Annotated in this window: 13 protein-coding genes; 4 read left to right on the top strand and 9 right to left on the bottom strand. The window is 60.8% G+C overall.

The features are described 5' to 3' along the window. The first annotated feature begins 121 nt into the window (after positions 1-121). A complete protein-coding gene (locus tag VGF98_13005; protein HEY1682555.1) occupies positions 122-2,353 on the top strand; it encodes a hypothetical protein in 2,232 nt (743 codons plus the stop codon). Continuing rightward, positions 2,353-3,099 carry a Type 1 glutamine amidotransferase-like domain-containing protein gene (locus VGF98_13000; GenBank protein HEY1682554.1) on the top strand — a complete coding sequence of 249 codons (747 nt, stop codon included), beginning with the start codon at positions 2,353-2,355 and terminating at the stop codon, positions 3,097-3,099. Before VGF98_13005 ends, VGF98_13000 begins: the two co-directional genes overlap by 1 nt. Position 3,100: 1 nt before the next feature. Here VGF98_13000 and VGF98_12995 read toward each other — a convergent pair whose 3' ends face one another. Genes VGF98_12995 through VGF98_12965 form a run of 7 tightly spaced genes read right to left on the bottom strand, consistent with a single transcriptional unit; the run spans position 3,101 to position 12,569 of the window. Next, positions 3,101-5,182, bottom strand: a complete 2,082-nt coding sequence (locus VGF98_12995) for a hydantoinase/oxoprolinase family protein (GenBank protein ID HEY1682553.1) — start codon at positions 5,180-5,182, stop codon at positions 3,101-3,103. A 14-nt stretch (positions 5,183-5,196) separates the two neighbouring features. Continuing rightward, the gene (locus tag VGF98_12990) at positions 5,197-5,940 is read right to left on the bottom strand and encodes a class I SAM-dependent methyltransferase (protein HEY1682552.1); all 744 of its coding nucleotides are present in this window, start codon (positions 5,938-5,940) and stop codon (positions 5,197-5,199) included. After that, the gene (locus VGF98_12985) at positions 5,937-6,404 is read right to left on the bottom strand and encodes a hypothetical protein (protein HEY1682551.1); all 468 of its coding nucleotides are present in this window, start codon (positions 6,402-6,404) and stop codon (positions 5,937-5,939) included. Before VGF98_12985 ends, VGF98_12990 begins: the two co-directional genes overlap by 4 nt. Then, positions 6,401-7,792, bottom strand: a complete 1,392-nt coding sequence (locus VGF98_12980; GenBank protein HEY1682550.1) for a dipeptidase — start codon at positions 7,790-7,792, stop codon at positions 6,401-6,403. Before VGF98_12980 ends, VGF98_12985 begins: the two co-directional genes overlap by 4 nt. After that, positions 7,789-9,798: a hypothetical protein gene (locus VGF98_12975; GenBank protein ID HEY1682549.1), complete on the bottom strand. Its 2,010-nt coding sequence runs from the start codon at positions 9,796-9,798 to the stop codon at positions 7,789-7,791. The genes VGF98_12980 and VGF98_12975 overlap by 4 nt, the downstream gene beginning before the upstream one ends. Further along, a complete protein-coding gene (locus tag VGF98_12970; GenBank protein ID HEY1682548.1) occupies positions 9,795-11,783 on the bottom strand; it encodes a glycoside hydrolase family 20 zincin-like fold domain-containing protein in 1,989 nt (662 codons plus the stop codon). The genes VGF98_12975 and VGF98_12970 overlap by 4 nt, the downstream gene beginning before the upstream one ends. Positions 11,784-11,831: 48 nt before the next feature. Further along, on the bottom strand, positions 11,832-12,569 hold the full coding sequence (locus VGF98_12965; protein HEY1682547.1) for an SDR family oxidoreductase: 738 nt from the start codon (positions 12,567-12,569) through the stop codon (positions 11,832-11,834). Between the two features lie 87 nt (positions 12,570-12,656). Between VGF98_12965 and VGF98_12960 the strand changes: the two genes are divergently transcribed. Continuing rightward, positions 12,657-13,490, top strand: a complete 834-nt coding sequence (locus tag VGF98_12960; GenBank protein ID HEY1682546.1) for a FecR family protein — start codon at positions 12,657-12,659, stop codon at positions 13,488-13,490. On the opposite strand, the gene VGF98_12955 is transcribed toward VGF98_12960, so the two are convergent. Continuing rightward, positions 13,487-13,888 (bottom strand): hypothetical protein, encoded by a 402-nt coding sequence (locus tag VGF98_12955; protein ID HEY1682545.1) that lies wholly within the window; start codon positions 13,886-13,888, stop codon positions 13,487-13,489. The two genes, VGF98_12960 and VGF98_12955, sit on opposite strands and share 4 nt — an antisense overlap. Positions 13,889-13,968: 80 nt before the next feature. Here VGF98_12955 and VGF98_12950 point away from each other — a divergent pair, with 80 nt between their 5' ends. After that, positions 13,969-14,277, top strand: a complete 309-nt coding sequence (locus VGF98_12950; GenBank protein ID HEY1682544.1) for a hypothetical protein — start codon at positions 13,969-13,971, stop codon at positions 14,275-14,277. 51 nt (positions 14,278-14,328) lie between these two features. Here the strand turns inward: VGF98_12950 and VGF98_12945 are convergent, their stop codons facing one another. Continuing rightward, on the bottom strand, positions 14,329-14,670 hold the full coding sequence (locus VGF98_12945) for a hypothetical protein (GenBank protein HEY1682543.1): 342 nt from the start codon (positions 14,668-14,670) through the stop codon (positions 14,329-14,331). Positions 14,671-14,702 lie beyond the last annotated feature (32 nt).

The following is a 14,702-nucleotide window of genomic DNA, read 5'->3' as shown; positions in this document are numbered from 1 at the left end:
TTACGGTGCCCCGCTTGCATTTCAGTCCAGTAAAGGCACTCGGCCTGCGACGTGGCGGTAGGTGCCGTGCTGGCTGTTGCGAAGAGAATGCGCGTCGCTACTACCCTCTAGGAGCTACGGAATGCCTTCCGCCGCGCGCATCATATGCAAACGCTCTTTTTTCGCTTTTTTTAGCGCCGTACTGGGCGGATGCTCGGCACAACATGCGTCGTTGCTTCCCTCTCCGAATCAAGGGTCGGCAAAGCAAACGACGACTACGCAGGCTCGCATCGTATCGAGTTCGGTGCGGGCGGGTGGCAAGACATACGTCATCGACCAGATGTATACGCCGGTCAACACGACGTTAGGCGGCATAACCTCCGGCTCCGATGGAAACGTATGGTTCACCGGTCACGGCGTCGTTGGCAAAAGTTCGGTCGCCGGCGAGATGACCGATTATGCCATTCCTCTGGGCGACGACATCGCATCCATTACCGAAGGTCCCGACCACAATTTCTGGATGACGTCGTTTCCAGGTGCAATCGATCGAATAACGCCGGCTGGACAATTCGACTCGTTTCCAGTCCCCAAACAATTTGGTGGATCGTCCGCGGGCGTGTTTTCTATAGCGAGCGGCTTCGGCGATCTTTGGACGCTGGACCCGTACTATTATGCAGACTACATGCTTGAGATCACGCCGCAAGGGAAATTCCACGGTTACAAATTAGGGCCCGGATCGCAAGGCGTGTCTCTGACGGGCGCTCACGATGGGTCCATTTGGTTTACCGATTACCGCAATAACTCCATCGCGCACATGACTGCACCCGGCAAATTTAAGCGCTACGCTATTCCGACACAGAACGCCGGCCCTGCGGAAATTTGCCAGGCCGCCAACGGCACGCTATGGTTCATCGAGAGTTCGGCCAACAAGATTGCAAGCATGACGCTGTCCGGAACTTTTAAGGAATATGTGTTGCCGGCCGGTGACGCCGGCGCTACTTCAATCGTCGCAGGTCCGGATGGCGCGCTGTGGCTTACCGAGACGAATCAGATCCTCCGAATGACAACTTCGGGAGCCTTCACCGTGCTGCCGGTAAAAGGCAAATACGACTACAACTATCTCGCTCAGATTACCGTCGGTAGCGACAAGAACATCTGGTTCACCGAAGGATCGGAACTCGGTCTACTCGGCCGTGTCGAACTGCACGATGTCAAGAAATCGGATCCAGAGTATCAATCGATCGCGCTGACGCTCGAGAAGCAGCCGCAACTCGGCGTCGCCCAAAGCATTCCGCTCACAGTCGAAGTGCGCGACCTACACGGCAAAATAATCACGGGGAAGTATCCATACCCGATTCACTTGTCAACTACCGACCAGCAAAACGCGGGGCTTTCAAAGTCAAACGTAACGACGTCCGAAGAAAAGATCGGTGTTAAATTCTCCGGCGCCGACGCAGTCGCTACGATCGGTGCTACCGCCAATGGTGGCGCTCGCCTTACTCCGGCGGCCGTCATCCCGTCAACCCCGCAAGAGTATCCGTTACCGAGCGAGAGCTACAACATGGCTCTCGCCACCGATGGCACGATTTGGATGTGCCTTAGTAACGGTCATATCGCGACGCGGGCACCCGATGGCACGATTCACGACTACAAAGCAACGACGTCGTTAGCCGGTTGCTCGATCGTTGAGGCTCCCGATGGAAATATGTGGTTCACCGACTACACCAACGCTCGCATCGGTAAGATCACCCCGCAAGGAAAGGTTACTTTTACGGAGCTCGGATATCGCGGAGATCCGATGTCGATGACGGTTGGAGGCGATGGCGCGCTTTGGTTTACTCAGCCATACCAGGACAAGATCGACCGGTTGACGACCGACGGGCAGCTGACCTCGTTTAAAACTCCTTCCGATCCACAGTACATCGTTACAGCGTCAGACGGTGATTTGTGGTACGACGACGAAAACTATCTCTACAAAATGACGTTGAAGGGAAAACAAACACGCCACGGTCATGAGTTCCAAGTTAACATCGTACCCTTGTGGTCTGCTAACGACGAGCTGTGGTACACAAACTATCAAAAACTTTATGAAATTGATGCGACCGGAAAAGTTATCGCTAGCTATACGTATCCCGGCGACTGTTATCCCAACGATGTTGTCGTCACGCCCGACGGCAACGTGTGGTACTACGACTCCGCTGACCGATGCGTTGGCCGTATAACACCGAGCGGAACCGTTACCACCGTGCTCACCTACAACCGTAACGGCGGTTACACGCCTTCACCGAGTATTTTGTACGGTCCGAACAACGACGTTTGGTTTAATGAACCAGGCAACAAGGGTCTGGGCTGGATCGACCCTACGACGCTGTAATGAAACTGCTTCTCACTTCCTCCGGCGCCAGGAATGCGAGCATCCAAGCTGCGCTCGTCGACCTTTTGGACAAACCGATTGCCGAATCGAATGCGCTCGTTGTCGTTACGGGAATCTATCCGTTCGCCGGCGGGCCATATATCGCGTATAAGGCGATCTGCGGAGAACCGCAATCTCCAATGACGCAATCTACCATGACGCAATTGGGTTGGAAATCGGTAGGATTGCTGGAACTCACCGCGCTGCCAACGATCGACAACAAGACCTGGTCCCGCGCGGTCGAGGAGGCGGACGCGATACTGGTTTGGGGCGGTGACCCGGTTTATCTCAGCCACTGGATGCGCGAATCTGGGCTAACAGATCTCCTTTCGACGCTGCCCAACCTCGTTTACGTCGGAGTTAGTGCCGGGAGCATGACTGTCGCTTCCACCTTTGGTGAGACGTACGACAGTTCGCCAATCGATAGCAATTGCGTGTTGACATCGCGGGACATCGAATTCGCGACGCCCCAAGGCAACACGAGCAGACTTTTCGTTACGGCTCGCGGAGCGGGGTTCGTCGACTTTGCGATCGTTCCGCACCTCAACCACCCAGATCATGAAGACGCTTCTCTAGCGAACGCCGAAAAATGGGCGTCGATGTTACCCGTCCCGGTCTACGCAATTGACGATCAGACGGCCATCCGAGTGAAGGACGGAAACATCGAAGTAATCTCCGAGGGCGACTGGAGATTGTTTTCTCCGTAACCTATTGGCTACGCGCTACCGTAATAACCGCGATCTGCTCGTCCACTCTGCAACCGCTTAATTCTTCACACACGAGCGCGACCGCTTGATCGCGATCGACTACGCCTTCGAACGCGGCAATGCGAGCGCCGTGCGCGACGTAGACTGCCGGTAACGCGCGCCCAACGTCCCCGAAGCGGGTTTCGCGTTCGATCGCTTCACGCGTGCGGCTTTCTGCTTCGCCGGCAGGTATGATGTCGATCTCCGCGGCCGGCAACGCTAGACGGACCACGCCACGATCGTCGGCGATACGAAAGCGCCCCCGGTGTTTGTATGCCGTCAGCATGGGCGTCAGCTCTATCGACTCCAACTCACGTGAGTCGCACGACAAAGACCGCGCCGCAGCGGTAAGTGCGGCATCTTTATCCGCAACGGCCGAAGCGCCTGAATCCGATAATGAAGTCGCACCGGAGGCCGTAGCACGAACTCGGCTACGCTGAGCATCGATTTCGACAACGACCTCGACGCGGTCGGGATTCGCACCGGAAGCGACAACCCGGTCGATGGCCTCTCGCCGCAGACGCGCGATGTCTTCCGGCGTGGGCGCAGTAATCGTTCGCTCGACCACGTCTCGCACTAACGCCAGCGCGGCACCGATCGGAGCGATCACCTCGGCATCACGCGCGATGCGAAACGTCAGGCCAAGCGTGTCAGCCAGAAACGGCACGATCGCACCCGCACCGCCACCGCCACCGACGAGCGTGACCTGCTCTGCGTCCAGCTGGTAATCTGCTGCCAGCGCATCGATGGTTGGGCGCAGCTTCTTCACTGCCAACGTCAGTACTCGTCGCGCAAGCTCCTCGGGCGTTCCGCCGATATGATGAGCCAGAACCGCGAAGCCGGCGAGCGCCGCCGTAACGTCACCGCGTGCGAACGCGCCATCGGGAATCGTCCCGAGCAGATTCGCCGCACATGTGGTGGTAAGGGCGATTTTCGTTCCATCGGGAGCGATCAGCACCGCATAGTCGCTTGGGTCGCGCGGCGACGGCGCGACATATTCCAATCGCGACTCCCCAACCACGCGCGCGTCGCTGAAACACGCGTACGCACAACCCGCGATATGCGCGCTGCGCGGGCCGACATCTGTGATCGCGCCGCCGCTCACGCGGAGCATGCTTCCGCCGCCGATGCCGACCGTCCGCACGTCGAGCGTATGCAACGTCGTGCGGTGTCCGCCGATCCTGGCCGGATGCATCTGCGGGCGCCCGGCGCTAATCGCCGAGCAATCCGAACTCGTGCCGCCAACCTCCACGAAAATGCCGTCAGTGAGATTCTCGTACAATAGTGCGCCCGCCACTCCGGCCGCCGGCCCCGACAATAACGTCAAGATCGGGCGGCGTTCAATCTCGCGCACGTCCATCACGCCGCCGTCGCTGCGCACCACCATCAACGGCGCCGGAATCGTCGCGCGTTCGACCGCTGCCGCCGTCACGCGCGACGTGCGAATCATGCGCGGCAGCATGGCTGCGTTTAATGCCGCCGTGCGTGTGCGGGCGCGCAGTCCATACGTCGCGCTCACATCGTGGCCAGTCGTCGCATCGACTCCGCGCGAGCGGGCGTATTCGGCAACCTCGGCCTCCGAATCCGGACGATCCACGCCGAATGCCTCGCTGGCGGCAATCGCTTGCGCGCCTTCACCGATCAATCGATCGACGGCTGCTGTCATCGCGGCACGATCGCCGTCGCGCACGAATGCATAGCGGGGCTCGAGTTTCGAATCGTCCGTCAACGCGACGCTGCCGAAATGCATCTGCCGCCGAGCCAACCAGTTGCCCCCTCGCACCACGCCAACCACACCGACCTCGGCCAAATCGCCCTCGAGCAACGCGTTCGTTGCCTGCGTCGTCGAATGCGCGATAAACGCGACGTCCGCCGCTGCGATATTCGACTCGCGCAACAATCGCTCGATCCCGCTTACGATGCCGGCAGCGACGCCGTCCTCTGCATCGTGACTCGTCGGCACCTTGACTTGCGCGACGACCGCGCGCGTCGTAGCGTCGATCGCGACGACGTCGGTGAACGTTCCGCCGACGTCTATTCCCAATCGGTAACGGGCGCTCAGAGAAAGTCAGCCGTCAGAGCGTAGGTCACCATCGCCAGTTCGACGGAACCGTCACGTGCAAAGCGCCGGAAGAGCGCACGCAGGTCGACATGTAACGCTTCGGCACGTGGGCCTTCCTGCGGAAGATACGACGACGAGGCCGCCCGGCCGATCAGCGACTCCTCATCCAGCCGCTGCCGCGAGTACGCTTCCGTGCACGTGTGTTTCGCATCCGGAAAGCTTTTGAACGTGACGAGAGCATTCGCGCGAAGTAATTCCGTATCGTCGCCCGCGTAGGCGCGAACGATGTCGCCATACGCTTTCGTAAATGCGTCGCGTTCGTCGCGCTCGTACTGTAGCATCGCGGCGCGGCCGCGAGAGATGCGATGAAACTCGGCCATCGCGGCATCGTTGGCGAACCAATGAAAAGCCTGACAAGCAACCGCGATATCGACGCTGTCACCGAACAGCCCAGTACCTTCGGCAGTGCCGTCTTGCCAACGCACGCGCTCATGGGCGGAAGCAGCTTTGCGCATCTTGGAATTCGGCTCGACCGCAATCACCGACGCACCTCGATCGGCAAAGAGTCGCGATGAAATACCGGTGCCGGCGCCGATATCGGCAATCGTCAGCGTGCGCGGATCGCCGAGGCCGGCGAAAATTGCGTCGACCGCTTCCTCTGGGTAGCCAGGACGGTTCGATGCATACGCCGTAGCGCGATCGCTAAAACGCTCGGTCGAACGGAAATCCTTCGATGTCATCGATGCACCGCAAACGTGAACATATTCGAGTCCACGTGGTCGTACGCGAGACTAACCCTGTACGTGCCCGTCCGATAGCCGAGCAGTCCCCAATCCTGCAGAGCTTTCGGCGGGAACGTGAAACGCCCGCCGGCCGAGATCGTTCGCGTTCGCTGCGCGGGAAGCGCCTTATCGTGTTCGACCGATGTGTAAGCTGGGGTGACGGCTGTCAATGAAAACGACCGGGCCGCGCTCGTTGGACCGACCGGAAGCGGCGGCGAGTGCTCTCCGTTAGCGATCGTGATCGAAATGTAGAATTTGCTCCCGAGCACGTACGACTTCGCTCCCGAAACGATGATGACGAAGGCGCCGGTTCGATGCTGCGGGTGAAGATGGCACGCACAAGTAGCCCGCGCCGAACCGCTCGTGCTCACGACAAGAGCGAACGCGAGTACGAGCATCGCAACGACACGCACGGCACTCACGATGCAACCGCACTTTCTCTGGCGAGCTCGTCGTAGAAAATCGCAGCCGTGCGTATTCCGCCGTAGAATTGGTCGAGATCGAACTTCTCGTTCGGTGCATGGATCGAGTCGTCGGGTAAACCGACGCCGATCAAGACTTGCGGTATGCCGAGCACCTGATCGAAGATCGCAGCGGGTCCGATCGAACCGCCGTTACCGACGAACACGGGCGCTTTGCCGAACGCATACTCCATCGCGCGCGCCGCAGCGGCGACCGCGGCGTGGTCGCGCGACGCGACGATCGGGCGCACCGTGCCGTCGTCCTCGATGCTGACTCGAACGCCTTCGGGCGTGTTGGCTTCGATAAACGAGCGCACCAGCTCGCGAACACGTTTCGGATCCTGCGCGCCGACCAGGCGCGCGGATATTTTCGCCTTGGCCCAACTCGGGACGATCGTCTTGCTGCCGGGGCCATTGTAACCGCCCCAGATGCCGTTGCACTCCATGGTCGGCCGGAACCAAAGGCGCGCCAATGGAGATTGATCCGCCTCGCCCCACAGTTGGGGCACACCCATGCCCTGCGCTTCGCGCGCTTCGTCGTACGGCAGCGCGCGCAACTCCGACAGCGTCGTCTCGTCGAGTTCCGGCACGCCGTCGTAGAAGCCCGGAACTTGGACGCGTCCATCTGCGTCCTTGAGCGCGGCAATGATGTGGGCTAATGCCTCGATCGGATTGCGCACCACGCCGCCGAAATACCCCGAATGTAGGTCTACGGACGGACCGTCGACCGTGATTTCCCAATGCACCAGGCCGCGCAGCGACGTCGTCAACGACGGAATGTCTTTGGCGAACATGCCGGTATCCGAAATGACGGCAACGTCGGCCGCAAACTTGTCGCGATACCGTTCGACGGCCGCTTCAAAGCTGGGCGAACCGATCTCTTCTTCGCCTTCAAAACACACCTTGACGTTGATCGGCAGGCGCCCGCGCGTTTTCATATGCGCTTCGATCGCGGCCAGATGCATCAGCGCTTGGCCCTTATCGTCGACCGCGCCGCGACCGTACACTTTTCCGTCCCGGATCGTGGCTTCGAATGGCGGCGAGTTCCACAGTTCGATCGGGTCTTCGGGCTGCACGTCGTAGTGGCCGTAGATGAGTAACGTTGGCGCGCCGGGTGCACCGGTCCACTCACCGAAGGCGATCGGATTGCCCGCAGTCTCGAGCAGTTCGGCCGTTAAACCAACATCACGCATGCGATCGACGAACGCTTGGCCACAGCGTCGAACCTCACCGCGTCGCTTCGGATCGGCCGAAACCGACTGAATCGCAATCGCTCGCTCGAGCGTCGCCAGGTGTTCGCGCTCGTGCTTGTGGCAATAGTCGAGCAGTTCGGAATCGTTGACGTTCACGAAGATCCTTTCACGAGCGGATCACCTAAGCGAATCTCATAGGTTGCAGTGCCGCGACGGATGCCGAACACGTGCGGCTTTCCGTCGTAGGCACGCTGCTGCGTTTGGTACGTACCATATTCCCACCAGAACTTGCCGTCGACCGTGTCGACGATGTCCCCGGTGCGCAAGCCGGCGACGTAGGCCGGACCGCCGGCGCGAACGTAGGTGCGCATCTGCCCGTCCACCGTTTTGAAGAGCGAGTACAAGTACGTCGGCGGGTCGCTGGGAAGCACCGCCAAGCCTTGCTGAAACAGTGCGCGGCCTCGCGCCGGTTGCGCGTGCGACCACTCGAGCAATCGGGCCGCGCTTTCGCGTGCCAATGCGGCCGCGTCATCGACCGACGGCGCCGCAAACACGCGATGGTCGTGCCATTCATTCACGATCCAACCGCCGCAGTCTTCGAGCCGAATTCCGACGTCGAGGTCGGTTCCTTCGATGAGCTGGAACGTCGAGGTTAGCACGTCGGCGTACGCAGCGAAGGGTTTGGCTCTGCAGTCGGTGAGATTCGCATCGCCCTGCGCGGGCGCTGCTGAAAGCCCGGTACCCGAAGCGTTCAGCGCGCCAATGGTTGCGGCGGTCGCGGCGCGGCCGAACGTACTGCCGTCGTCCTCGACACCGATCCGTCCGGCGGCTTGCGACGGCGCGTACAAACCCGGCAGTTCGGCGACGGCAGCCCGCGCCACCGGTAACGCCGATGCGAACGCTTGCGTACCGAACAACCAGCTCGAAAGCAGCACCACCGCCAACGTCGCCAGCGCGGCCACGCCGACTTGGTATGGCAACGTTCGTTTCGTCAGCGTCTCGATCTGCACGCCGGTGAAGTTCGCGATCCATACGTTGGCCGTGTTCGTCGGATCACACACGTTCTGTACTTGCACCACCGCCATGACCGCCGCCACCAGCACGACCGCCGCCAACACATGCGAAGAGGCCAGCACGGTGAAGACCGCGATGCCGACGCCGAACGGATTGAGCGGGCCACGGTACAACGTGAGCGGGCTCGCCAGACCGAACACCACGACGTACGCGATCGGGTTGCGCAGCCAATCGCCGATCAGCGGATGCAGCGCCGCCACGAACTGCGGTTGTTTGGTCGCGGTCGCGAGAATGCCGATGCCCATGAACAGCAGTAGCGCCGGAGCGACGTCTTCCACTCCGCGGATCCCCGCTGCCACCAGCGTCGTGATCGCCGTTTTCGGACGCGCCACGACCGCTCCGAACACCGCTGAAATCAAGAACGCCGGCACGGCATCGAGGTGCAGGCCGTAATACAACGCTAGCGGCAGCAACGGCGTGATCATCGCAATCGCGGGCACGCCTTGTCGCTCGTCGGTCTTCGCGCGAACTGCCCACGTCGCATAGTCGCGATGGCGAGCGAACGACACGCACGCGTAGACGACTAGCGCTACGGCATCGATCGCGGCCAGCACCAGCGCGTAGCGAAATAACTGTGGTTCGCCGACGCTAAAGTAGGTCGTGTAGAACGTCCAGTTGGCAGCGTTGAATATGAAGCCGAGGGCGAACGCCATCAAGAACAGCGTGGCGGCGATCGGGCGCGGCACGCCGGTCGTCATCATGATCGGCAACGCGACCGATCCAACCATGATGATCGCGCCCAACCCCGACAACGACGTAAACAGCAGCGCGACGACGGCGCACAGTCCCAGCGCCATCCACAGCGGCTTCTCGCCGCCATATTCGGCCGCGACATTGACCATCGCACGAGCGATGCCGGTGTCGAGGGTCACACGACCCAACAGCGCGCCGAACACGACCGCGGCGTATACCGGCGCAAGCGCGACCACGCCGCCAGTGACGATCGATCCGAGCGCCGACGGATGCACCCCGGCCGCCAATGCCATCGTCAATCCCATTGCCGGAACGGCAATCAACGCCGGCAGCACGCGCACGTACATCAGCACGGCGAACACTGCGAACGCCAGCAGGACCAATATCGCGGTCATCGACCGATGACCGTATCGAACGACGGAAGCGTCTTGCCGCGCACGTAGCCGTCGTAGGTCGCGCGGTAGAGTGCATCGGCGTCGCTAATCGCGTGCTGAGCGGACACATGGTAGCGCTCGAGGTTCGAAGCGAGATGACCGTCACGCGATTCGTAGCGCCAAGCCCGCTCGTAGAGTGGCGCCAGCTCTTCGTAGGTATCGCGCAACTCCCACATCCAATAGCGGCACCAATACAGGTCGCGCAGCGTCGGCCCGTTTAGCTCGTCGATATTCGCGACCGCATCGGCGTACATCGCACGCACTTCTGCTCCGATTTGGAACTTGCGCGCCAGCGCGTCGAGCCTGCGCGCCGCCAAGAATGTCACGAATGCCGCGTTGGCATGTAGCGGCGGACGTGCGTCGATCAGATGCCGTTCGACCGACTCCACATCGAGGCGCACTTGGCGCAAATCGACCTTGGCCATGCGAGCCTGCGCCGGCACGTCGAACGGATCGGTCCAAAACAACGCGTTGGTCGTGTCGTATTCCGACGTTTCAAGCGCATTCGTGACGGCGGCCAACGAGCGAACATCGCGCGCGTATCGCGGGTCGTCGACGCCGAAAAACGCGCTCGGATAGCTCGCCGCGAACGTTTGCGGGTCGACGTCGCGGGATTCCCATGCCTGAGCCGCCGCATACAATACCGGATACCACGTCGCTTCATATAACGACTCGCCATCGTCGTGCCAAACCGTTTCGAATGCACCGAGCACGCCGGCGACCTTGCCGGCGCCGATGAAATTGCGTGCGTTGGGGATGGCGGTATCGATCTTCGGATAGATCTCATTCCAATTGCTGGCGCCGGGCGCGACCATCTGGTCGAAGCCGCCACTCGCTATGCGTGCGATCGACTTGGAAAAATCAAACTGCGCGGTATATTGGTAATTGACGATCACGGCGTTACGCGGCAACATCGGCATGATCGACGAGTCTTTGTCGACCGCATCACCCCACAGCATAATTCGCGCACCCGATGGTGCGACGATCTTCTGCATCGCGTCGACGTGATCGGCAAAAGCGTGTAGCAGCCCATGCTGCGCGACGTACGCCTGCGTCGTTCCCGCTCCGAGGGTGGACGTTTCGTCGGAACCGATATGGAAGAACGGCGGATGCGGATCGGCCGCGAGCTCTGCATCGATCGTGCTGCGCAGGTACGCCTCGCTCAGCGGGTCGACCGGCGACAGCAAAAACCCATGCGGCAACTCGGCTGCAGATGCGTACTGCTCCACGCGCAACGCATTATGCATGTGCGCGAACGTCTGCTGTTCTGGGATTAGCGTGACATGATACCGGGCGGCATATACGGCCAATGCGCGCAACTGCGACGGCGTGATGCCGTCGAGCGGCGACGGTAGCGGATTGGATGGATCGACGAACGCATTTTCCATGTACGGCGAATAGCCATTCATCTTAAAGGCCGCGATCGTGCGAACGCGCTCTTTAAAATAACGCATGGTCGGAAGCGGTCCGCGCGATACGTCGTCGGACAATATACGCCACCGCAGCTTCGGACGGTCTTCGATGCGGGCGCACGGCACGACCCATCCGGCGTTCGACCGCTGCGCCATCTGCGCGAGGGTCACGATCCCATAAAATGCGCCGTCAGCATCCGAACTCCACACCACCGCACGCTTACGATCGATAGCCAAGCGATATGCTTGTGGCGCCAACGAACCGTCGTGGACGACTGCAATCGTTGCCTTCGACGCTGGACCGCTCGCTAGCGATCCGATGCCCAACGCTTGCCAACGCCACTGCAACTCTTCGAACGCGCCGGCATCTAGTCCAACCGGCGCTCGAAGCAGGGACGATGCCGGAAGATCGCATCCGGCAACTCTCTCAACGACCGAAGGTGCCGGTACAAGGCGCAGCGCCGGCTGCGCGTAGGCGGCGACCGGAGCGAGCGCGATCAGAGCGACGGTTGCGGCGCGTCTCCAGCGGTGCACGCTCGTCGCGTTAGTCGCCGAATTCGGCTGTTCCCCCAGCGGACTGCGTTAGTTACGTCCGCCGTTGGCTTTGATCACTTGGCCGTTGACCCAGCCGCTGTCGGGACCGGCTAGAAACGAAACCACGCGGGCAATGTCATCCGGCTGGCCGAGACGGCCGAGTGGGATCTCGCCGGTCAGGCGTTGGACGATTTCTTGCGAAGCGCCGGTCAGAAAGAGATCGGTCGCGACCGGACCCGGAGCGACGGCATTCACGGTGACATTGCGTGCGCCGAGCTCTTTTGCGAGAACGTGCGTCATCGCTTCGACCGCCGCCTTCGTCGCCGCGTAAATCGCATACGTCGGAACGTAATAGCCGATGATGCTCGTCGAGAAGTTGATGATGCGGCCGCCGTCGCGAACGCGTTTGGCGCCCTCGCGCATGCCGTTGAACGAGCCCGTGAGATTGCTCGCAATCAGCTGCTGGTAATCGTCGTCGGTGACGTCGAGCAGCGGCTTACGTTGCAACGTACCGGCGTTGTTGACCAGTACGTCGACCGGTCCGAACTCGGCCTCGGCACGATCGAACAGCGAACGTACGGCTGCGGGATCGGACACATCGCCGTGCACCGCGATGGCGCGACCGCCGGCCGCCTCGATTAGGGTGACCAGCCGGTTCGCTTCGGTTTCACTCGAGAGGTAGTTGACGACCGTCTGGAATCCATCCGACCCTAAACGCTGGGCGATTGCGGCGCCGATGCCTTTGGCCGCACCTGTGACGATCGCCGTCTTGTTGTTATTTGCCATATGTCACGAAGGGACAACTCTTCGTACCCGCGAGTTCCGCCCGTGACGGTTGGAGGGACGCAGGGCAACCGAGCGTAAGGTTTGCCGATGCAATTCCGCCGCTTATTAGCACTAGGAGCCTGCATTGGGCTCGTGCTCGCCGGTCCGGCCGTTGCCGGCGATGACAAACAACTGCAAAGTCAAAAGGGCACCGTTTCGTACCAGGTTCCGAATGGTAAGGCGGTACCGATTTCGGTAAACGCGAGCGTCGGGCTGGCCGACAAAGATTTCGCGATCACCGGCGGATCGTCGCTGGCGCAAGTCACGCTGCCGGATAGTTCGATGGTGATGGTGGGCTCCGACACGAAAGTACAACTCGCGTTTTTCAATCAAACGCAGATCGCGACCGCCAAGTTCGTCGTGTTCAACGGACGCGTCCGCTTCGCGGTCAAGCACGCGGCAGGCGCGAAAGCCAACTACACGTTTTCCACCGCGACCGCGACCGTGGGTGTGCGCGGAACCGAAGGTGACATCGAGTATGCGCCGGACGGTTCGCTCCGGGTGAACGTGTACGAAGTGTGCAGTCCGGATGCACCGGTCGTCGTAACGACGCACGGTGGTAAAGTGTTCGACGTGCGCCCCGGGCAGTCGCTATTCGCGCAGGCGGTCAACGGCATCGTGCAAGCGCAAGTCGGCCAACTCACGCAAGCGATTATCAATCAGTTTTCGCCGGATTTCGGCGTTCCAACCAATTGGGATGCGGCGACCGGCGAGATCGTCGGATACGCGGGCAGTTCGGCCGCGAGTGCGGTCAATAACGCGACCGGCGGCGTCGCGGGCGGCGTTGCCGGCGGTGCCGTCTCGTCAGCCCTAGGCGGGTTGTTTCACAAATCGCAGCCGGCCGCTACGGCGACCCCGGGCGCGACCAGCACCTGCCACTAAGCCGCGGCTTGTCCGCGCATCGCGAGGTCGCGACCGTCGAGCGTCTGCGCCGATTGTTGTGCGAATTTCAGTGCGTCGGCGGGGGTAACGGCGCCGGCGCCATCGGCTAACCGTACCGTCGCGGCGTCGGCGGCCGCCATGCCGTCGAAATCGTGGTTCGTGCGCGACGCCTCTTCGTACACTTTATACGCTATTTGATTTGTGAATGCCGTTCGCAACATCAACTCGCCGACGGTCTTGCGCACTTCGTCGTTCAGACCATCGTCCGTTTCGAGCGTAGCGAGCCGTTCGCCTAAATACGAACGTACCAATTCGTCCGACAACTTACGATCGTCGTCCGACCCGTATCCAGGGAAATTCGGAATTCGGCTTTTCAGGAATTCGAGCGGCTGATCCATAGGTCTGCCCTACGACGCCGACCCCAGCGACGCCTATTCCTATCCCCAAGGAACATCCCAGGCACGTCGAAAGCGTTCGTATGATCCGCCACAAGCCGACGTACATGACGCTCAACGCTTTCGGCCTAGCCGGTAGCGCGTTCTTGATAGTAGCGTTGCCGGCTCGTCCGCCTTCGCACCCGTTTCTTCCGCTTTGGGTCAACGAGACGCTCTACGCCGCGCTCTTTGCTATGTTTCTCTATAACATCCTCAAACATATCCGCGGGCCGATCGAGCCGACGGCGTTTGTGCGTTCCGTCGGCGAGCGTCATATGTGGGCAGCTAAGGGAACGTTGCTCGGTTTACTAGCGATCGTACTGATCGCCGTTCTCTTCGAACGCTTTCGTTAAAAAAGAGCGGCGCTTTCGCACCGCTCTTTTCTCCCTTTTGCTATGCTACGTTTACATGCCGGGCAGCAGGTCGCACGTAATCATCTTGTTGAGCAGCGGGGCGGCGACGATGTTCACGAACTGCGTCCGAGCTTCGGTATTGGATTTTAGTTTTGACGACATCGAGCTCGAACTGCCGCCCGAACCACCACTTTTCATCGATTTGAGCGTGGTAGCGAAATCGCTACAGCTCTGACCGTTGATCTTGGTAACGAAGCTGTTGCCAGCTTGTACCGCCGCCTTATCGGCGATTTGTTGGCGCATTTGCGCCTGCGCCGGAACGGCCGCGCAGGCAAGTGCGGCAACTGCAATCGCGCCGTAACCAAAGCGACGCAGCGAAAACGAAAAAGCCATGGTTCCCTCCTGTGCTGTCGGCGTTCGATTGC

The organism is Candidatus Tumulicola sp., assembly GCA_036490475.1.
GTDB lineage: Bacteria > Vulcanimicrobiota > Vulcanimicrobiia > Vulcanimicrobiales > Vulcanimicrobiaceae > Tumulicola.
Note: the sequence above shows the minus strand (reverse complement) of the source record. Positions and strands in the feature narration are given on the sequence as shown.